General features: G+C 74.3%; 14 protein-coding genes. 5 read left to right on the top strand and 9 right to left on the bottom strand.

Translation table 11 applies throughout. The annotated features are described in order from the left end of the window. Positions 1-52 precede the first annotated feature (52 nt). From E1298_RS13685 to E1298_RS13675, 3 genes are all read left to right on the top strand, one after another. Complete coding sequence (locus E1298_RS13685; protein WP_131893014.1) at positions 53-1,594, top strand: M28 family metallopeptidase; 1,542 nt, start codon at positions 53-55, stop codon at positions 1,592-1,594. A 373-nt stretch (positions 1,595-1,967) separates the two neighbouring features. Beyond that, positions 1,968-3,893, top strand: coding sequence for a M4 family metallopeptidase (locus tag E1298_RS13680; RefSeq protein WP_131893012.1), 1,926 nt, complete (start codon positions 1,968-1,970; stop codon positions 3,891-3,893). A 243-nt stretch (positions 3,894-4,136) separates the two neighbouring features. Further along, the gene (locus tag E1298_RS13675; RefSeq protein ID WP_131893010.1) at positions 4,137-4,355 is read left to right on the top strand and encodes a DUF2277 domain-containing protein; all 219 of its coding nucleotides are present in this window, start codon (positions 4,137-4,139) and stop codon (positions 4,353-4,355) included. Between the two features lie 9 nt (positions 4,356-4,364). On the opposite strand, the gene E1298_RS13670 is transcribed toward E1298_RS13675, so the two are convergent. The 9 genes from E1298_RS13670 to E1298_RS13630 all read right to left on the bottom strand — a co-directional run bounded on the left by E1298_RS13670 (position 4,365) and on the right by E1298_RS13630 (position 18,048). Beyond that, the gene (locus tag E1298_RS13670; RefSeq protein ID WP_131893008.1) at positions 4,365-5,384 is read right to left on the bottom strand and encodes an aspartate-semialdehyde dehydrogenase; all 1,020 of its coding nucleotides are present in this window, start codon (positions 5,382-5,384) and stop codon (positions 4,365-4,367) included. A gap of 154 nt (positions 5,385-5,538) precedes the next feature. Next, the gene (locus E1298_RS13665) at positions 5,539-6,495 is read right to left on the bottom strand and encodes a coiled-coil domain-containing protein (RefSeq protein ID WP_131893006.1); all 957 of its coding nucleotides are present in this window, start codon (positions 6,493-6,495) and stop codon (positions 5,539-5,541) included. Then, a complete protein-coding gene (locus E1298_RS13660; protein WP_131893004.1) occupies positions 6,492-7,715 on the bottom strand; it encodes a hypothetical protein in 1,224 nt (407 codons plus the stop codon). Before E1298_RS13660 ends, E1298_RS13665 begins: the two co-directional genes overlap by 4 nt. Next, positions 7,712-10,366 carry a hypothetical protein gene (locus tag E1298_RS13655; protein ID WP_131893002.1) on the bottom strand — a complete coding sequence of 885 codons (2,655 nt, stop codon included), beginning with the start codon at positions 10,364-10,366 and terminating at the stop codon, positions 7,712-7,714. The genes E1298_RS13660 and E1298_RS13655 overlap by 4 nt, the downstream gene beginning before the upstream one ends. A gap of 22 nt (positions 10,367-10,388) precedes the next feature. Continuing rightward, entirely contained in the window at positions 10,389-11,486 is a 1,098-nt protein-coding gene (locus E1298_RS13650; protein WP_131893000.1) for a hypothetical protein, read from the bottom strand. After that, complete coding sequence (locus tag E1298_RS13645; RefSeq protein ID WP_131892998.1) at positions 11,483-13,339, bottom strand: hypothetical protein; 1,857 nt, start codon at positions 13,337-13,339, stop codon at positions 11,483-11,485. Before E1298_RS13645 ends, E1298_RS13650 begins: the two co-directional genes overlap by 4 nt. Next, positions 13,326-15,974, bottom strand: a complete 2,649-nt coding sequence (locus tag E1298_RS51175; protein WP_207944610.1) for an AAA family ATPase — start codon at positions 15,972-15,974, stop codon at positions 13,326-13,328. The genes E1298_RS13645 and E1298_RS51175 overlap by 14 nt, the downstream gene beginning before the upstream one ends. Further along, complete coding sequence (locus E1298_RS13635; RefSeq protein ID WP_131892996.1) at positions 15,971-17,350, bottom strand: coiled-coil domain-containing protein; 1,380 nt, start codon at positions 17,348-17,350, stop codon at positions 15,971-15,973. The genes E1298_RS51175 and E1298_RS13635 overlap by 4 nt, the downstream gene beginning before the upstream one ends. Next, positions 17,347-18,048: a 4Fe-4S single cluster domain-containing protein gene (locus tag E1298_RS13630; protein WP_207944609.1), complete on the bottom strand. Its 702-nt coding sequence runs from the start codon at positions 18,046-18,048 to the stop codon at positions 17,347-17,349. Before E1298_RS13630 ends, E1298_RS13635 begins: the two co-directional genes overlap by 4 nt. Positions 18,049-18,377: 329 nt before the next feature. Here E1298_RS13630 and E1298_RS13625 point away from each other — a divergent pair, with 329 nt between their 5' ends. Next, complete coding sequence (locus tag E1298_RS13625; RefSeq protein ID WP_131892992.1) at positions 18,378-18,659, top strand: hypothetical protein; 282 nt, start codon at positions 18,378-18,380, stop codon at positions 18,657-18,659. Further along, positions 18,656-20,098, top strand: a 1,443-nt coding sequence (locus E1298_RS13620) for a DUF4407 domain-containing protein (RefSeq protein WP_131892990.1), incomplete at its 3' end; no start/stop codon positions are given. The genes E1298_RS13625 and E1298_RS13620, both read left to right, overlap by 4 nt.

Raw genomic sequence — 20,098 nt, 5'->3', positions numbered from 1 at the left:
CGCTCTCCCCGTCACGGGCCGCGCTCCAAGCAGGCGAACCTCTGGAGGAAGCATGAGATCGCGCATCACCGCGGCCGTGGGGGCGGCCGCCCTCGCCGTATCCGCCTTCGTGCCCGGCGCCACCGCGTCCGCGGCGCCCTCGGCCCCCGCACCGCCCGCGACCGCCGTCGCGGCCCCCAACATCCCGCTCGCGAACGTCAAGGCGCACCTGGCGCAGCTGCAGTCGATCGCCAGCAGCAACGGCGGCAACCGCGCGCACGGCCGTCCCGGGTTCCGGGCCTCGATCGACTATGTGAAGGGCAAGCTGGACGCGGCCGGGTATCAGACCAGCGTCCAGTCGTTCTCCTACAACGGCGCCACGGGCTACAACCTGATCGCCGACTGGCCGGGCGGCGACACCAATAACACTCTGATGACCGGCGCGCACCTGGACAGCGTGAACGCCGGTCCCGGCATCAACGACAACGGCTCGGGCTCGGCCGGGAACCTGGAGATCGCGCTGGCGATCGCCCGGGAGAGCTACAAGCCCAAGCGGCATCTGCGGTTCGGCTGGTGGGGCGCCGAGGAGCTCGGGCTGATCGGCTCGTCCCACTATGTGGACACCCTGGCGGCCGCCGAGCGATCGAAGATCAAGAGCTACCTCAACTTCGACATGATCGGCTCCCCCAACCCCGGCTACTTCGCCTATGACGGCGACGGCTCCAGCGGCAGCGGCGGCCCCGCCGGCTCGGCGGAGATCGAGCGGGTGCTGCGGGCCTACTTCACCTCCATCAACGTCCCCGTCGAGGACACCGCCTTCGACGGCCGCTCGGACTACGGTCCCTTCATCGAGTACGGCATCGCCGCCGGCGGGCTGTTCACCGGTGCCGAGGGCCGCAAGACCGCCGCGCAGGCGCAGAAGTGGGGCGGCCAGGCCAACGTCGCCTACGACCGCTGCTACCACGCGTCCTGCGACACCTCGTCCAACATCAACGACACCGCCCTCGACCGCAACGACCAGGCCATCGCCAACGCGATCTGGACCCTGGGCGGCAGCGGAGACCCGGACCCGGAGCCGGGAGAGACCATCTACAGCGACGACCTCGAAACCGACAAGAGCTGGGCGGTCAACCCGGACGGCACCGACACCGCCACCGCGGGCAAGTTCGAGCGCGGCGCCTCGCAGGCGACCAGCTACAGCGGGACGAGCCTGCAACTCGCCGCCGCAGGCGGGAGCAACGCCCTCGTGACCGGCGCCTCCGCCGGGACCGACGCGGGGACGAACGACCTCGACGGCGGGAAGACCAGCGCCCAGTCCGCCCCGATCGCGCTCCCCGCGGACGCCAAGACCCTGTCGTTCGCGTGGAACTTCGCCCACTTGAACAACAGCGGCACCGACGACTACTTCCGGGTGCGCGTCGTCGGGCCGAACGGCTCCACCACCGTGCTCGACCAGGGCGGCTCGGCGGCCAACCGCTCGGGCGCCTGGCAGACGCAGACCGCCAACATCTCCGCTTACGCGGGGCAATCAATCCGCATCCTCGTGGAGGCGGCCGACGGGGGCACCGGAAGCCTTGTAGAGGCTGGCCTGGACAACGTCAAGATCACTAAATAGAGCGGTGTTCGCGCTGCTCAACGGCCGTTTTCAGCGGCTTTCAGCCCTCAACCGACAAACATTGAAATTCCAGTACCAAATGGATTCGTTGACACCGGCCGGTTGTCACGGTGCACTTCTGGACAGTTCTTCCGGTTGAGTCCAGCAACGTCCATCATGACGCCTGGTGCGGGGCACCGGCCCCGCGCCAGGCGCCCCGTGCCCCGCTACGGACACTCGCGGATGCGGCCGCCCCCCGCCCGGCCGCATCCGCGACAGCCCCTCATCGCGGGTTTCCTCCTCAGTCAACGCCGGGTGGCCCCGGCACCCGCGGTCCCCTCCCACAAGGACCTCCGCGGGCGGCGAGGCCCCGGCCCGTGTAAGGAGTCCCCCTGTGAGACACCAGACCGCGCTCGGGGCGGCGGCCATTACCGCCGGCCTCGCCGTGGCGATGTCCGCCGCACCCGCCGCCGGCGCGAGCGCACGCGCCGTCCCGGCGTCCCCCATCCCGTCGCCCCAGGCCGCGGCCGCCTCCGCCGACCACCTCGTGTCGTCCGGCCAGGCCCCGATCCACGCCTCCCCCAAGGACAAGATCGTCCGCCGCGGGGTCGTGGCAGGCGCCGGCGGTCTCCAGTTCGTCTCCTACGAGCGCACCTACGCGGGGCTGCCCGTCCAGGGCGGTGACTTCGTCGTCGCGACCGACGCGGCCGGAAAGGTTCTGAGCACGTCCGTCGCCCAGACCGCCGAGCTCTCGGTCGCGACCACGCCGAAGCTGACCGCGGCCAGGGCCGCGGCGATCTCCCGGAAGCGGCTCGCCAAGGTCACGAGCACCTCGACACCGAAGCTGACCGTCGTCGCGGAGGGCTCCGGCCGGCTGGTCTACGAGACCGTCGTCCACGGCAAGCGCCGTCCTCCCCGCTCGTACGGCTTCGCCCCGCCGGACGGCTCGTACGGCTTCGCTCCGCCGGACGGTTCCTACGGTTTCGCTCCGCCGGACGGTTCCTACGGATTCGCCCCGCCGGACGGTTCCTACGGCCTGGCCGGCCCGCCCGGCCCCAAGGGCTCCTACGGGTTCGCCGCACCGCCCGGCCCGAAGGGCTCTTACGGGATCGCCGGCAAGCACGGCCCGAAGGGCTCCTATGGGATCGCCGGCAAGCACGGCCCCAAGGGCTCGTACGGCATGGCCGCCGCGGCCCCGGTACGGCCCGCCAGCCTGCACGTCCTCGTCGACGCCGTCACCGGCAAGGTGGTGAACACCTGGGACGAGGTGGTCGACGCAGCCGACGACCAGAGCTTCTACCACGGCGGCAAGAACAAGCCGACCAGCATCGCCACCACCGGCTCCGGCGGGTCCTTCACCATGCGCGACCTCGGACGGCCCGGCATCAGCTGCGCCGACCAGAGCGGCACCATCTACACCGGTACCGACGACGCCTGGGGCAACGCGGTCGGCACCGACCTCGAAACCGCCTGCGTCGACGCCATGAAGGCCGCGCAGAGCGAGTCCGACATGGTCAAGGCATGGCTCGGGCGCAACGGCCTCAACGGCAACGGCGGCGGCTGGCCCATGCGCGCCGGGCTCAACCAGGCCAACGCGTACTGGAACGGGAGCTACGCCAACTTCGGCCGCAACCAGTCCAGCACGCGCCAGGCCACGCCCACCGACGTCGTGGCGCACGAGCTCGGCCACGCCATCTTCCAGAACACGCCGGGCGGCTCCGGCGGCGGCAACGAGAAGGGCGGCCTGAACGAGTCGACCGGCGACATCTTCGGCGCCCTCACCGAGTGGTACATCAACGAGCCGAGGGTCGCCGAGCAGATCTCCGGCAACACCGCCCTCCTCAACTACGACCCGCCGGACTACGACGTGGGCGAGGAGGTCGACCTCGTCGGCCAGGGCCCCATCCGCGTCATGTCCAACCCGTCCAAGGTCAACGGGAACCCCAACTGCTACAGCTCCGCCGTGCCCATCATGGAGGTGCACGCGGCGGCGGGCGTCCAGAACCACTGGTTCTACCTGCTCGCCGAGGGTTCCCACGCCAATGACCCGAAGAACGGGCGGCCCAACAGCCCGACCTGCAACAAATCCACCGTCACGGGTGTCGGCGTGCAGAAGGCCGGCCTGATCTTCATGTCGACCCTCAACATGAAGACCAGCACCTGGACCCACGGGACCGTCCGCAAGACGTCCCTCCAGGCCGTGCTCAACCTGGTGAAGGCCGGCAAGGCGACCTGCACCGACTTCACCCGCACCCGGGACGCGTGGAACGCGGTCAGCGTCCCGGCGGCCGGCGGTGAGCCCACCACCTGCACGGGCTGATCGCTGGTGGCCGTACGGGACGATCTCGGCCCGTCCCGTACGGCCCTCCGCGACTGGACGGGGACCCGCCCCCCGCCGGCCCCCGGCGCCACTGTCCTCGGCGTCGGGGGCCTCACACGTCCGTTGCCGGGGCCCTCACACGTCCGTTGCCGGGGGCCTCACACGTCCCTTGCCGGGGGCCTCGCATGCCCGTTGTCGGGGCCTCACGGGTGCGTTGTCGGTGGCAGGGGTGACAATGGGGGCATGTGCCGCAGTATCAAAACGCTCCGCCCGCCCTTCGCCGAGGACGTGACCGACCAGGACGTCCGGGCGGCCGCGCTCCAGTACGTCCGGAAGATCTCCGGTTTCCGTGCCCCCGCCGCCCACAACGCCGCAGCCTTCGACCAGGCCGTGGAGGAGATCGCCCGCACCACGGCGACGCTCCTGGACACCCTGGAGGTCAAGGGGCGCCGCGCCGGGTAGCCCGGCGGTTCACTCGGCGGCGACCAACTCGGCTATCTGGACGGCGTTGAGGGCCGCGCCCTTGCGGAGGTTGTCGCCCGAGCAGAAGAGGGCCAGTCCGTTGTCGGCGGTCTCGTCGCGGCGGATGCGGCCCACGTAGGTGGCGTCCCGGCCGGCGGCCTGGAGCGGCGTCGGGACGTCGGACAGGACGACGCCGGGGGCGCCCGACAGCAGCTCGCTGGCGCGCTCGGGGCCGATCGGGCGCTCGAAGCGGGCGTTGATCTGCAGGGAGTGCCCGGTGAACACCGGGACGCGAACGCAGGTGCCCGAGACCTTGAGCCCGGGGATCTCCAGGATCTTGCGGCTCTCGTTGCGGAGCTTCTGCTCCTCGTCGGTCTCGGCGAGGCCGTCCTCGACGATCGAGCCGGCCATCGGCAGGACGTTGAACGCGATGGGCCGCACGTACACCCGGGGCTCGGGGAACTCCACGGCCGCGCCGTCGTGGGTGAGCCGGTCGGCGCCCGCGACGACCTTGCCGGCCTGCTCGTGCAGCTCCGCCACGCCCGCGAGGCCGCTGCCGGAGACGGCCTGGTAGGTGGCGACGACGAGGGCGGTCAGGCCGGCGTCGGCGTGCAGCGGGCGCAGGACGGGCATCGCGGCCATCGTCGTGCAGTTGGGGTTGGCGATGATCCCCTTGGGCCGGTCGGCGACGGCGTGCGGGTTGACCTCGGAGACGACGAGCGGGACGCCCGGATCCATCCGCCAGGCCGAGGAGTTGTCGATCACGACGGCGCCGGCGGCGGCGACCCTGGGCGCGAGCTCCTTCGAGGAGGTCTTGCCGGCGGAGAACAGGACGATGTCGAGGCCGCTGTAGTCGGCGGACGCGGCGTCCTCGACGGTGATCTCGGTGCCGTTCCACGGCAGCCTCCGCCCGGCCGAGCGCGCGGAGGCGAACAGCCGCAGCTCGTCGAGCGGGAACCCGCGTTCGGCCAGGATGCTGCGCATCACGCTCCCGACCTGGCCGGTGGCCCCGACGATCCCGATTCTCATGCCGCTCCTCCGGTTCAGCGCGTGACCTGGGCCAACGAGTCTGCCCAGGGCCATGCGGAACGTCCAGTCATTAACCCTTCACAAAGCCTTTCCTACCGACCTTAAGCACTGCTCAACCAAGCTCGGTACCGATCAGCCCGCCCATCGGTACCGATCATCCCGCCCAGCCGAGGGTGGTGCGGGCCTTCTCGTGGGCCTGGGCGTGGTCGGTGAGGACGCGGGCCAGGACCTCGTCGATCGCGGCGAGGCGCTCCTCGATGGTGGCGAGCTCCCGCTCGGCGCGTTCTAGGCCGGAGTCCTTGGTCAGGGAGAGGGCGCCGCCGTTCAGCGCGGCGGCCAGGTCGCGGTCGGCCCGGCGGTAGGCGCGCAGGGGGCCGAGGATCTGCTCGTGCCGGTCGCGCAGCCGGTCGAAGCCCTGGGCGGCCTCGGCCAGCTCCGCGCGGGACGCCTCGATGCGCTCCTCGGCGCCGTCGAGCCGCTCGCGCAGGTCCGACAGCTCGGCGTGCGCGGCGGCTGCGTCCTCGATCGCCTGCCGGACCTGCGGGTCCAGGACGGCGAGCTGCTCGCGGGTGAGCCGGAGCAGCTCCCCCGCGGCCTGCCCGGCGGCGCGCTCGGCGTCCTCGGCCGGGGCGGTCAGGGCGGCGGCCTGCGCGGTGAGGGCCTCCTCCTGGGCGCGCAGGTCCTCGACCTCGTCGGCGAGGCGGCGCAGGCGGCGCAGCTCGGCGACGCGGCCGCGCAGCCGGTCGTGCTCGGCGGCCACCTCGGCGAGCTCCCGCTCGGCACGGCCGAGATCGTCCAGCGCGGCCCGGTCGGTGGCGAGGCGGTCGCGCGCGGCGGCCAGCTCGGCGTGCCGCTCCCGCAGGTGGTCCTGGACGGGACGGCCCGGCGAGGCCGCCTCCACGAGGGCCGGGACGGCGCGCTCGACGGCGGCGAGCCGGTCGAGGGCGTCGTCCAGCGCCACCACGGCCTGGAACGCGGCCACATCGTCGGCGAGGCCCGCGGCGAGGGCCTCGGCCGACCAGTCCGCCGCGCCGCGCAGCACGGTCAGCGCGGCGACCGGGCCGTCCTCGGCGAGGGCGGCGGCGATCAGGGCCTTCAGGTCGGTGGTCATCGGGGCGGCTCCGTCGGGGGTTCGGCGAGGGGGCACAGGCGCGGCTCCCCGCCGGCCGTCGGGGCGAGGACGAGGACGCCGGGACCGGTGTGGGACGGGCGCAGCCCCACCCGGTACGAGCCGGGCGGCAGGTCCGGCGGCCGGACTGGGACGTCCAGGCCGTCCACCCGGACGCCGAAGGGGGCGGGTCCCTCCGCCGGGACCTCCACCAGCACCGGGTAGCCGTCCTGGGACGCGTAGTCGGTGGACGGGTCGAGCGGCACGTCCCGGACCTCCAGCAGCCCGTGCCGGACGCGGTGCAGGGGCAGCGTCACGGCGGGACGGTCCGGGGGCGCCACCTCGATCTCCCCGGCCGCGATCCGCAGCGCGCCCCGGACCGCGGCGGCCGGGCCCAGCACCATCGGCGGCTCCGGCGGCGCGAGCTCGTCGGTCAGCATCCGGCCGACCAGGGGGAACACCCCGAACTTCCCGGCGACCGCCACCGCGGCCGGGGACCCGGAGCCGTCCAGGACGCGGCTCACGACGTCCTTGAGGGCGGCGGCGGTGGCGCCGAACGCGTCGATGAGCGTCCCGGCGGTGATGTCGGTGTCGCCGACCCGGTAGACGGGCGCCTCCCGGTAGCGCGGGTGGGTCCAGGCGCGCGGCAGGACGACGGCGGCGCGGCGCCCGTGCCGGGCCCGGGCACCGGCGAACAGGGCCTCGAACCCGTCCACGGGGGCCGCCGCCGCCACGGCCGCGTCGAACGCGAGCCCGGCGCCCTGGTCGCGCTCGGCGACCGCGACGGACGCCACCCGCAGGGACCGGCCGCCGGCGGCGCAGAGCGCGGCGCCGACCGTCCGGGCCCCGAGGTCGCAGACCAGCACCGGGCCGCCGGGTCGCGGGCGCCCGGCGACGGCCTCGGCGGCGACGCACCCGGCCTGCCCGAGCCAGGTGACCCGCGGCCAGCCGAGCTCCTCCAGGACGGTCCGGCGGAGCCGCTCGTAGGCGCGGACGCCCTCGGCGGTCCCGTCCTGCCACGCCTCGGGGACGGTCACCGTCATCCCGGCGATCGCGCCGGGCGCCCGCGCCCGGCCCGCCTCCAGCAGCTTCGACAGGAAGACCGCGAGGTCGCCGTCCGGCGTCGGCCGCGCCTCGACCACGGGCGGGACGCCGGGGCCGCCCAGCGCCAGCCGCGTGGTCGCCGACCCGGCGTCCAGCGCGACGGACAGCAGGCCGCTCATCCGTCCGGCCTGTTGCGCCGCAGCCGCCGCAGGCCGCCGCGGCCTATCTTGGCCACCCGTTCAAGGGACGACTTGATCTCGTCGAGCCGGGTGCGGACCTGCTCGCTCGGCTCCCACCCAGGCTGCCCGGGGACCTCCATGCCCGCGGCCTCGATCAGCGCCACCTGGCGGACGACCTCCTGGGAGGCGAAGTCGGCGAGGACGGCGCGGAACTCGGCCGCGACGTCCACGCCCAGCGTGCCCCCGATGACGGCCTCGGTCAGATGGCGGACGTACCGGTCGGCCTGATCGCGGTCGTAGCGGTACGCGACGGCGTACTCGACCTCCTTCATCAGGGTGTATGCCTCCTCCGCCGTGAGCGGCCGTCCCGCGTCGGCGACGGCCATCAGCGCGGTGGCCGCGCTCCCCCAGGGGCGCATGGCGACGTCCAGGTAGAACTTGGCGACCTCGTCGAACCCGGCGTCCGGGGCGAGCGGTCCGTGCGCGCCCGGGGCGGGCTGCGTCAGGAGCGGCGCCGGCGCGGCGGCCCCCTCGGCGGGGGCCGCTCCGTTGGGGCCGGGGGGTGTCATCCCGGACGCGGGCATCAGTTCCGCGGGCCGGTGGGCCGCCTCGTTCTCCCGCAGCCGCTTGCGGAGCTCGCCGAACGCGGGCCGCGCCACCAGGTCGGGGTCGGGCGGTTCGGCGTCCAGCACCCAGATCAGCGGCGTCCAGTCCTGCTCGCCCTGGGACAGCAGCCCCCTGGCCAGGTTGATCACCGCGTCGGCGCGATCGGGGTCGCCCGCCCACGGGCGCGAGCGCAGCGCGTCGGCCAGCCCGTGCACCATCGTCCCGGCCATGCTCGGGACGGGGCAGTTCAGCCAGGCCCAGAGGAAGCCTTTCTCGTACATGGCGAAGTCGGCGGCGCCGGACGCGTTCGCGAGGAAGCGCGGGGGCGCCCCGAGCATGAGCAGCAGGGCGTCGGTCGCACCCTGCCCGCCGCGCTCGTCGGTCTCCAGGTCGCCGAGCACTCCCCGGGCGAAGGTGCGGGAGGCCGTGCTGGAGGCGCGGCCGCCCAGCCAGGAGAGCAGGCCGGGCAGGACGAGATTCAGGCGCCCGAGCCGCCCCGTGACCCGGATCAGCGCCGACGCCCATTCCGGCTGCCCGTCGGCGAAGCCGCCCAGCACCGCGGCGCGCACCTCCTTGCCGGCGAGCACGTCCCGGAACGGCGGCAGCATGTCGCGGAGCCGCCCGCTGAGCCAGCCGACCCAGGCCGCGATCCGCTCCGGCCCGCGGTGCTCGGAGGCCAGGAGCACGGCCGCCAGCGCGTGGTTGCGGTCCAACACGGTGAGCAGATGGGAACCGGCCGACGACGGGTCGGACGGGTCCACATGGTCGCGGATCAGCTCCGCCGCCAGCGCGCGCGCCGGCCGCGACGGACTGGCCGTCTCGCCGCGCCGGACCAGCCCGGCGAGGAACGGGTCGGTGAGGCGGCGCTGCGCGGCGAACGCGGCGTACCGCGAGACCCGGCCGTCGGGCTCCTCCCGCCACAGCAGCCGCGCCGCGGCGTCGACCAGCGCTTCGGTCAGCTCGATGCCGCCCGTCGGGGCCGCCTGGTCCCAGCGCCGCTCGACCAGCGGCAGGTCGTCGGGCTCGCCCTCGCGGATCAGGCAGCCGAGCACCCGGCTCTGGTCGGCGGGCGCGATCTCCTGGAGCCGGGGGCCGACCAGCAGCCTGCGTATCTCGTCGGCCAGCCCCGGACTGCCCGCGCGGACGGCCTGGGCGACGGCGCGCGGCCACTCCACGTCCGAGAGCCGCCGCAGCGCGTGCCTCGGGTCCCCGAAGTCGCGCGGCTCGCTGTCGGCGGCGAGGTAGCCGACGAGCCACGCCAGGTCCCGGTTGCGCATGAGCAGCTCGTTCAGCAGCCGCAGGTAGCCGCTGGCGGTCTTCGACAGGGGCGTGGCCTCGGCCGGGCCGCGCCAGCTCACCTCGCGCGCGCCGTCGCGCGCCCGCCGCGTGAACGCCAGGCGGATCTTGCCGGCCGCGCCGGCCGCCCACGTCGCGCCGGTGAAGTCGGCCCGGTACCCGTACGGCAGCAGCGCCGCCACCGCGTCCAGGAACGTGAGCCGGTCCAGCAGGGTCGCCTCGCCGGCGTGGACGACGTCGACCCGGCCGTCCAGCAGCAGCGCCGCCGTCCGCATCACCTTCTGCCGGTCGAACCGGTCGATGTCGCGGGCGAGGTCGGCGGGCGAGTACTCCGGCGTGACGAGCGTGACCCGCTCGCCGGGCGCGCCGTCCATGGGCAGGTCGAGCCGCAGCAGCTCCCGGTAGAGCGCGGTATAGGAGACCGGCGCCGCCTCCACCTCCTGGTACGGGACGCAGATGTACTTGGTGAACGCGACCGGACGGCCCGAGCCGTCGCGGTGCTCGGTCCAGTCCTCGATGGACATGCCGAGGTAGCGGTCGGGCGCCTCGCCCACCCAGCTGATCGTCACCCAGGGCAGCGCGCCCTCGCCCGTCCGGTGCGCGGGCGGGGTGCCGAGCCCGTACCGGCGGATGATCCGGGTGAACCCGGCCTGGGTGAACGGCTCCCGGCTGCTGTTCAGCACCCCGTAGTCGTCGCTGCTGCCGGGACGCTTGCCGAACAGCGCCCAGCCGGCGGTCACCTGGACCATCGCGGCATCTCTCCCGTCACCGTCAACGGGCGCTCCCGTTCGCGTCGCCGGGCAGCCGCCGGCCCAGCCACAGCACCGGCTCCACCACGTTGATCGGCCACACCTTGCCGCGGATCTCCACGCTGCCGTCGGCGCTCTTGCTGATGTTCCAGTAGTCGTTCTCGGTGAAGCGGTCGGCCTCCCCGAGGTAGAACCCGACCGCCGACGTCGCGAAATAGCGCACCCGGTCGGGATGAAAATACTTCTGAATGCTGCTGAGCACCAGGTCGGCGTTGCCGACCTTCGAGTCCTTGCACAGCTCGGCGAAGAAGTGCCCGGCCGAGTCCTCCCGGACGCGGGGCAGCATCTGCGGGGTGTCGTCGTAGGACAGGTACCCGCCGACCCGGGCCCGCCGGTACACCTCCGGCGCGTCGAACTTCGTGACGCACACGGCCAGGTACTGTGGCAACCGCGCGTCCGCCGAGCCCCGGTCGCGGAACACCTGCCGCGACAGCTTCAGCAGCGTCCGCTGGAAGTAGCTGTAGGAGTCGCCCTGCCGCCGCTCGCGCGTCGGGTCGAACAGGTAGACGATCCCGTCGCAGCCGGCGAGGTGCTCGATGATCTGGTCCTCCTCGACCTCGGTGTGCACCTCCTCCGCCTCGTCGCCGAACCCCAGGTTGTCGCCCTCGGACGGCGCGGCCCCGGTCGAGACGGACTTGCTCGCGTGAACCGCTCCGGGCGAGTCCAGCAGGTCGATGTTGAACTCCAGCGGCACGTCCTTGGTCTTCTTGCCGAACCGCTTGCCCGTCGGCAGCTCCGTCGAGCCGCGCAGCGTCCAGCTCAGCGCGTTGGAGAACTTCGTCGCCGCAGGGAACCGGCGATGCTGCGTGAGCATCCCGGTCTGGGTGTCGAGGAAGTCGTTGGACTCCTCGTTCACCCCGTACAGCATCCAGTTGTCGGTGTTGCGCAGCACCGCCACCTGGAGCGCCGCCAGGAAGGTCGTCTTCCCGCTCTCGGGCGCACCCCACAGCCCGATGCGGCGCAGCTCCCGCTGGGGCTGCACGACGTTCGGGTTGTGCGGCCCCTGCGGGCCTTGTGGTGCGTTCGGTGGAGGCGGAGAGAACTGCGAAGGGTCGGTCACCGGGCACCTCGTTCCGGGTCGGCCAAGGGAAGGTTGAGTGTCTGCGGGACCGGCGGGAGGAGCCCCAGGCCCACCCCGAGCCGCCGCCCGTCGGTGTCGTCGAGGTCGTGCAGCGCCGCCGCGCCGAGGGCCGCCCAGACCGGATGGTCCCGGGGGCCGTCCGTGTGCAGGACGGTGGCGCAGGCGACGCCCGCGCGGGTGATGGTGCTGAGCGCCGCCTGCCAGCTCCGCTCGAACTGGCAGGGCAGCACGTCGTCGTCGCCCTGGACGGGCGGGTGCGGCGGGCGGGCGCCCACCGTCAGCAGGACGGTGCGGGACGGCCGCCCGTGCGCTGCGGTCGCGCTCAGGGACGTCCGGGGGATCGGGCCGGTGGACAGCGTGCGGCTTCGGGCCAGCCGGGCGGCGATCTCATGCAGGACGTCCTCCACCGGAGACGCCTCCGGGTACTCGATGGGGCTCGGCCGCAGCCGCGACAGCGCCTCAACGGCCTTCACCGGGGTCCCCAGCCAGTCGCCGAGGACGGTCTGGCGGCGCTCCCTGCCCCGCCCGTAGGCGTGGTCGCGGTAGCCGAGCACCGCCACCCGGACCAGGCCGGAGCCCGGATACGTCACGTCCAGGACGGACACCAGGTCGCGCAGCAGGTCGAGCCGCCGCCGGACCTGCTCGTCCACCCCGCCCAGCTCCACCGCGCAGATCAGGTCGACCGGCTCGGTGAGCACGTCCAGCCGGTCGGGCAGCCCGTCCAGCAGGTCGGGCAGCCGCTCGGTGACCGGCCGCAGCCCGTCCGGCGCGGTGATGCGGACCCGTCCCGGCCCGTCCAGGACGAGCCGCACGTCGGTGCGGCCTCCGGCGGGGAGGGAGGCCGAGCCCGCGGCGAGCAGGGTCCAGCGCTCCGGGGTCGCGGCGATGGCGGCGAGGACGGTCGCGGCGGCGTCGCCCGGCGGGCGCGCCACCGGGACGGCGCGCTCCGTCCCGGCCGGGGTGCCGGCGGGGAACAGCGGGATCAGCCGGGGGCGGACGCGGCGGGTGCGGGGCTCGACGTCGACCGCCAGCAGCCCCACCTCGTGCCGCGCGGGGAGCGCCGCGATCAGCGGACCCAGCAGGTCGCGCGCGCCGAGCCGCCCGGCGGGCACCACCTCGGCGCCCGGATGGCGCTTGCGGAGGATCCGCACGGCCCGGTCGGGGACGGGCCAGCCGATCTCCCGGTTCACCAGCAGGACGTCGTCGCCCGGCTCGTCCAGCCGCTGCGGCAGGCCGTCCCGCAGCGCCCGCCAGAGCATGTCGCGGTCGAGGCCGGCGAGCCCGCCCGCGAGCTGGAACCGCCGCCCGCCGGGGTCGCGGGACAGCATCGGCAGCGCCGTCTCCCACGCGACGATCTCGGACGGGCCGTGCTCGCGCGGGATCGCCAGATCGTCCAGCCGGATCCGGATCACGGCCAGCGCGTCGTCCACGCCCACCTCGGCGATGACCAGGCCGCGGCCGGGCCCCAGCCGGTGCAGCGCGTTCGCGAGGGCCGTCCGCAGCGCCGCGTCCGACATCGGCGGCGCCGCCACCGCCCGCCTCGCCGCCTCCCACTCCTGCGGGCCCGGCGTCCCGCCGCGCACGTGCGCGTCGTCCGACAGTCCGGCGCGGACGACGGCCATCAGGTCGCGCTCGCGGCGGGCGGCGGCGAGGCGCTCGTCGAAGTCGCGCAGCGCGTCCGGGCCCGGCGCGCCGAGCCGCCACTCGCCGTGCAGCAGCCACCGGCATTCGGCGCACCGCACCTCTTCGTGCGCGATCGGGTACCCGCAGACCGGACACCCCGGACGGACCCTGCCCACGCCCTGGGCGGGCGGCGCGCTACCGGCCGGCATCGGGCACGTCCTCGGGCAGGAAGGTGTCGACGTCGGCGTCCGGGTGCTCGGCCGTGCGCGCGGCCAGCCGCACCTCCATCGCGGGCAGCAGCTGCTCCCGGACGGCCCGCGCGTTGCCGAAGTCGCCGGGATGGGCGCGCCGCTCGGCGGCGAGCCACGCCAGGGCGCGGGCGCGGGTCTCCGCCGGGATCCGGTAGCCCTCGGCGGCGGCCATCGACTCCAGGATCTCCACCAGCTCCTGCGGCGCGTAGTCGGGGAACTCCACCTGGACCGAGAACCGCGACCGCAGCCCGGTGTTGGCGGCCAGGAACGACCGCATCTCGGACGGGTACCCGGCGGCGATGACCGTGAGCCGGCCGCGCAGGTTCTCCATCTCCTGCGTGAGCGTGTCCAGCGCCTCCCGGCCGAAGTCGCGGCCGTCGTCGCCGCGGGCCAGCGCGTACGCCTCGTCGAGGAACAGCACCCCGTCCAGCGCCTCCTGGATCTTCTCCCGCGTGCGCGGCGCCGTGTGCCCGATGTACTCGCCGACCAGGTCGGCGCGGCCGGTGTCCACGACGTGCCCCTTCGTCAGCAGGCCGAGGTCGCGGAAGATCCGGCCGACGATCCGCGCCACGCTCGTCTTCCCGGTGCCGGGCGGCCCGAGGAACAGCAGGTGCGGCGCGACGACCTCGCCCCTGCCCCGCCGCTGCTTGAGCGCGACCTGCGCGACCAGCGCGCGGATCGCCTCCTTCACCGGGGCCAGGCCGATCATCCCGTCCAGCTCCCCCAGCAGGACGGGCAGCTCCGGCACCCGCGGCCGCAGATGGACGCGCAACCGCTCGGGCAGGTCGTCGGCCTCCAGCGGGCGGTCGACGGCGGCCCGCGTCCGCACGACCCAGCGGCGCTTCACGTCGTCGGCGAGGTCGCGCATGGCGCCGGCGTTCCCGAACCCGGGGCCGCGCGTGCGGTGCAGCCCCTCCACCACGCGCCGCAGGCCGTCCTCCAGCTCCGCCGTCCAGGTCAGCCCCTGCTCGCGGAGCCGTGCCAGCGCGATGCCGGCGAGGGTCGCCGCGTCATAGTCGGGGAACGCGATCACGTTGGCCTCGGGGAACCGGCGGCGGAGCCCGGGGTTGGCGTCCAGGAAGTCCTTCATCCGGTCCGGGTAGCCCGCCGCGATCACCACGAGCCGTCCCCGGTCGTTCTCCATCCGGGTCAGCAGCGTGCCGATCGCGTCGCCGCCGAACCCCTCGCCCTGGTCGGCGAGCGCGTACGCCTCGTCGATGAACAGCACCCCGTCCAGCGCGCTGTCGATCACCGCCTGGGTCTTCTGCGCGGTCTCCCCCACGTACTGCCCGAGGAGCGTCGCCGCGGTCGCCTCCACCAGGTGCCCGCGGCGCAGCACGCCCAACTCCCGGTACATCTCGCCGACCAGCCGCGCCACCGTCGTCTTGCCGGTCCCCGGGTTGCCGGTGAAGACCAGGTGGTGCGCCGCGGGCTCGGCGGTGCCGCGCCCCTCGGCCCGCATCCGGGCCTCCGCCTCGATCAGCAGCCGCATCCCGGCGAGGTACTCCTTGACCGCCTCCAGCCCCGCCAGCCGGTCGAGGCGCCGCCACACGTCCTCCTGGTCCGCCGCGGACGTCGCCCAGCCGCGCTCGCGCAGCACCGCCGCGTCCAGCGGGACCTCCTCGGCGGCGAGCCGCCGCAGCCGCTGCTCCCAGGCGCGGGCCGGCTCCGCCGTCGCCGCCATCGCCCGGACGGCCCGCTCCAGCCCCGCCCAGTCGCCGATCCGCAGCCGCGGCCGGCCGGTCAGCCGCAGGACGTGCACGAGCCGCTCCAGCTCCGCCTCGTCCGGCTCGGCCACCCGCCCCGGACGGCCCGGCCGGGCGCTCAGCTGCCGCGTCCACTCCTCCAGCGCCGGGAACCCCCGCGCCTCGTGGACGAACTCCCGCACCTCGGCGAGCGAAGCCTTCCGCGAGACGAGCACGCATTTGTTGTGGGCGCTGCCCCGGTAGGCCACCCACTCGGCGAACACCGTCGCCAGCGCCCGCCCGGCCACCGTGTGGCTGAGGACCTCCTCCGCGTGCGGCATCACGACCGCGGTACGGGTGCCGTCCTGCCGCATGAGGTGGTCGAGCGTCATCACGGCGTGCGCGTCGGTCATCCCGCCGGAGGGCGGCGGGCCCGCGGCGGGCGATGGCGTGGCGGCGGGCGGCGATGGTGTGGCAGCGGGCGGCGGGTCACTGGTGGGCGGGCCGCTGGTGGGCGGCGCGGTCACCGGGACGGGATCGAGGACGGCCGTGGAGCCCGAAGCCTGTGTGACCACCCGGTCGCCGAGCGGGCCGCTGAACCCGGACCGCATCCGCCGCCCGCCTCCGCCCGCGCGCCCCTGGGGCACGGCGGCGGCGGCCTCCGGGCGGGTCAGGCGGCGGGACTCCTCGTCCCGGAAGTACACCTTGCGGTGCAGCGAGTAGAAGACGATGCGCTCGTACCCGGCGGCCCGCAGCGCCTCCCAAAGCGCGATCTCGATCCCGTAGGTCCGGTACGAGCCGTCCACGAACGCGTCGTCCGCCCCGGGACCGTGCACGATCAGCACCGGATCGCCCTCCGCGACCGCCCGGTGCAGGGCGGCGAGCCGCTCGGCGGACGCCACGCTCACCGACGCTCGTCCGGTCGCGGACGTGGGGACGCGGCGCCGCGCTTGGCCGTCCTGATCGAGTCGAAGTCGGCGAGGCCCGGATCAGGGCGCGGCGCGTCGGCGACCGGGTCGCCAACGGGCAGGCCGCGCTCACGCAATCCCGAAGCGATCTCCCGCGCGCGCTCTGCGAGCTCTTCTTCCGAGGCGGTGTCGCGGTCGTAGGACAGGATGCGCACGGCGAGCGTCCCGGGGCCGTCGTCGACGTCCTCGTGCGAGACCTCGATGACGATCTCGTTGTCGTTGAGGTGGCGCAGTTTGCTGTAGAACGCGGCGCGCTGGTCGTCGCCCGCGTAGGCGTTCTCCGTCCAGGCGAACCCGGTGGCGTCCTCCACCGCGTCCACGACCTGCTCGGCGACGTTCACCCGCGCCTGCGAGGCCAGCAGCGCGGCGGTCGCGCGGGTCACGGCCTCCTCGAAGCGCCGCTCCAGATCCGGCGCCTCCCGCCGGACGACCTCGCGCAACTCGCCCGTGGTCGGCGCTCCGCCGTCGCGGACCTCGCCCGCACGCGCGTCGAGGTCGGCGCGGACGCGGGCCAGCTCGCCGCCCGACCAGTGGTCCACGTCGAACGTCAGCCCCTTGATCGGCTCGCCGCGCTCGTCGGGCGCCGGGAGCCGGGCGGCGAACCGCACCCGCTCGGCGACGACGGTCAGCGCGTCCAGCGCCGCGACCCGTGCCGCCTGCCACTCCTGGTCGAGCAGCACCAGCTCGGCGCGCAGGTCGGCGAGTTCGAGGAACGTCTCCTGGAGCAGGCTCAGCGACTCGGCCGCCAGCCCGTCGGCGAGGTTGCCCTCGGCCGTCGCGATGCGCCGCTCCAGCCGGTCGAGCCGCCCCGGGGCGAACCGCTCGTGCGGCAGCTCGGCGCGGATGGCGTCGCGCATCAGCCGCGCGTCGGCGAGGGTCCGCTCCGCCACGGACGCGGCGCGGTCGCGGTCGGCGCGCAGCCCGTCCAGCTCACGGCCGAGCGCCTGGAGCTCCTCGCGCCGCTCGGCCCGCTCGCGCTCGACGGCCTCGCGGATCCGCTCGTCCTGCCCGGCGCGCATCTCGTCGACCGCCGACGCGAGCCGGCCGCGCAGCCGCTCGGACTGGTCGCGCAGGCGCTTGGCGGTGCGCAGCTCCGACCGCCGCGCCTCGTCGCTGAGCCCGGTGAGGACCTGCTCGACGCGCCGCTGCCGGCCCTCCACCTCGCCGAACGCCCGGTCGAGCTCCTCGCGCTGCTGCCGCCGGACGCCCTCCAACAGAGCGGGCACGTCGCGCCGGACCGCGCGGAGCCGGGCCGCCGCCGCGTTGGCCTCCTGCCACGCCCCCGCGTCCACCGTGATCCGCTTCGCACCGCTCACCGCGCGCTCCTCTCCGTGTCGGCACGGCCATCCGTCTCAGCGCGGGCACCGGACGCACCGGCGCCACCCGATTGGACGCCGGGAACGGCCCGCGCGTTCGCCCCTTCACCAACCGTGACCGGCGGCGGGTACGCGGCGGCGAGGGCACGGCTCGGGACGCCCACGAACAGCGCCGCTCCGTCCCGGACGCGGATCTCGATCTTGCGCGGGCCCCCGGCGAGCGCGTCCCCGGCGTCCCGCAGGCGGCCCGTCAGATGGTGGACGCGCTGGTTGGAGCTGCCGCGCAGCCCGCGATCGTCGTCGCGCGCCGCGACGTACAGCCCGTCGATCAGGACGTCGACCTCGGCCAGCAGCGCGCCCACGCCGTCCCCGGGCGGACGGTCGCGCAGCCTTTCGAGGCGGTACCCGGTGAAGCAGACCACCGTCAGCCCGGAACGGTCCCGCCGGGCCAGCCGCGCCACCTCCGCGAGCCCGGCGGCCTGCTCCATCGGCTCGCCGCCGGAGAACGTCAGGCCCGTGACCCCGGGATCGGCGAGCAGCTCGGCGGCCAGATCGGCGGGCGCCACCCGCCGGGCCGGACGGTCGGGGATCCACTCGGGCGCGAGACACCCCGGGCAGCGGAACGGGCAGCCCTGGACCCACACGACCGACCGCCTGCCGGGTCCGAGGGCGCGGGTACCCACGCATGTTTCAGCCACGTTGAGCATTCGAACCATTCGGGGGGACGTCGGGGGTAGGCGATCGGGCGAGACCTGCCAGTGGCCGGATTGTACGGGAGTGCCCCACACCGGTTAATGCCATGTGACACAAACTCCCGGCGCGAACTCGGGTACTTTCGACCCAACTGACCGGATCCGGACAGGTTCGTTGGAGTACGCACAGCGTGACACGGAGTTGTCTACGTTCGCACGCTATCCTGCCTCTCTCGGCCCCCGCAGCGTCACCGAGTTTCCTCATCACCCCGCTCGTCCCGAATGAACAGGAATGGCCACCAGACATGGTCCCTGCCCATGAGGATCCTCCCCGCATGCCGTCACGGCCGTCGCGGGTCACCGCACTCCTCCCGCCGAGAGTCGCGCTCGACGAGGCGGCGCTCACCCGCCACGAACCCCTTCTCCGCGCGCTGCACGCGCGAGCCGACGGCGTCGCCTGCGGCCCGCTGCTGCTGCGCCGCCTGACGCCGTCGCGCGCCCCGTCCGCGCCGCCCGCTCCCCGGCTCCGCTGGCACGTCCCGGCGGTCCCGTTCCTGCGCCTGCCCGCGCTGCGCGCCCGCGTCGGCGAGGGCCCCCGCCGAAAGCAGCGCCCATGACGAGCCTCATCGGCCGAACGGCCGGATTCCGTCCGCTGATCTGGCTGTCGGGCGCGCGGCCGGAAATCCTCGCGCAATGCCCGAGCGAGCGCGGCAAATACCAGGGCATCGGCGCGGCGGTGCTGATCACCGCCGTGATGGCCGCCATTTCCATGGCATTCGCCCTGTCCATGGCGGTCAAGGCGCCGCTGGTGTTCGCGCTGGTCTTCGCCCTTCTCTGGGGCATCGGCATCATGATGCTGGACCGCTGGCTCGTCACCACGATCCAGCGCCAGGACCGCAAGCGCCACGCCTTCTACCTCGCCGCGCCCCGCCTGCTCTTCGCCCTTCTGATCGGCGTGGTCATCTCCACGCCGCTCGTCCTGCAGATCTTCAAGCCGGAGATCGACGTGCAGCTGGAGCGGATGAAGTCGGCCGCCGCCAACGCCAACGCCGGCGACGCCCAGTCCGGCAAGCTCGGGCAACGGATCGCCGTGCTGGACACCGAGGCCAAGCGGCTCGAACGCGTCATCAGCAGCAACGGCGACACCGGCACCGACCTGAACGCCGACCCCACCATCGCCGGCCTCCGCAAGGACGAGGGCGCCGCGCTCAAGCGCGTGTCCGACGCCCGCGAGCGCCTCGTCTGCGAGCTCGGCGGCCGGCGCGGCCAGTGCAGGCCGGGCGACGGCCCGATCGCCCGCCAGCGCAAGCAGCAGCTCGACGACGCCGAGGCCGAGCTGAAGCGCGTCCGCGACCAGATCGCGGCGCGCCAGAGCGTCCTTCAGCGCGACAGCGCCACGTTCCGCCAGAGGAACGTCGACACCGCGCGCCAACGTCTGCCCCAAGTCCGCAGGGACCTCGCCGCCGCGCAGGAAGAGCGCGCGCGCCTGGACAAAGGCTTCGCGTCCCGGAACGCCGAGTCCGACGGGCTGCTCCTCAGGCTCAAGGCGTTGAACGAGCTCACCAGCGGCGATGGCACCCTCTTCTGGACGCACCTCCTGCTGATCCTGCTCTTCACCTCGATCGAATGCCTGCCGATCTTCGTGAAGCTGCTGCTCACCCTCGTCCCGAAGAAGAGCCTCTACGAGGAGATCCTGGAGATCGAGGAGAACCGCCGGCGGCGCGTCGCAGAGGAGCGCGCCCGCCGCGAGCAGAACGCCCAGATCCTCGAAGCCGAGGACATCATCACCCAGGCCCGCCTCCTCCGCGAGGCGCGCGACGCCGCCATCCCCCGGATGGTCGAGCAGACCGTCCGCGCGGAGATGGAGATCGCCCAGGCCGTCCTGGACGAATGGCGCGGCCGGGAGCTGCGCAACGTCCCGTCCAACATCGACGCCTACCTGTCCGCGGACGCCTACCCCCGCGTCGACCCCCACCCGAGCGGCTCCGGGGCGTCCTCCCACTCCTCGCCCGCACAGCGGCCGTCCCACGCGGCGGCGGCCACGCCGCGCCCCGCC

The sequence above is a fragment of the Actinomadura rubrisoli genome, from assembly GCF_004349215.1.
Classification (GTDB): domain Bacteria; phylum Actinomycetota; class Actinomycetes; order Streptosporangiales; family Streptosporangiaceae; genus Spirillospora; species Spirillospora rubrisoli.
This window is presented reverse-complemented; position numbering and strand designations above follow the sequence as displayed.

Bases quoted from the DNA above. Each gene is read 5' to 3' on its own strand.
- E1298_RS13675 (WP_131893010.1), top strand. From the start codon at position 4,137: ATGTGCCGCAGTATCAAAACGCTCCGCCCGCCCTTCGCCGAGGACGTG.
- E1298_RS13685 (WP_131893014.1), top strand. From the start codon at position 53: ATGAGATCGCGCATCACCGCGGCCGTGGGGGCGGCCGCCCTCGCCGTA.
- E1298_RS13670 (WP_131893008.1), bottom strand. From the start codon at position 5,384: ATGAGAATCGGGATCGTCGGGGCCACCGGCCAGGTCGGGAGCGTGATG.
- E1298_RS13655 (WP_131893002.1), bottom strand. From the start codon at position 10,366: ATGGTCCAGGTGACCGCCGGCTGGGCGCTGTTCGGCAAGCGTCCCGGC.
- E1298_RS13660 (WP_131893004.1), bottom strand. From the start codon at position 7,715: ATGAGCGGCCTGCTGTCCGTCGCGCTGGACGCCGGGTCGGCGACCACG.
- E1298_RS13625 (WP_131892992.1), top strand. From the start codon at position 18,378: ATGCCGTCACGGCCGTCGCGGGTCACCGCACTCCTCCCGCCGAGAGTC.
- E1298_RS13665 (WP_131893006.1), bottom strand. From the start codon at position 6,495: ATGACCACCGACCTGAAGGCCCTGATCGCCGCCGCCCTCGCCGAGGAC.
- E1298_RS13645 (WP_131892998.1), bottom strand. From the start codon at position 13,339: ATGCCGGCCGGTAGCGCGCCGCCCGCCCAGGGCGTGGGCAGGGTCCGT.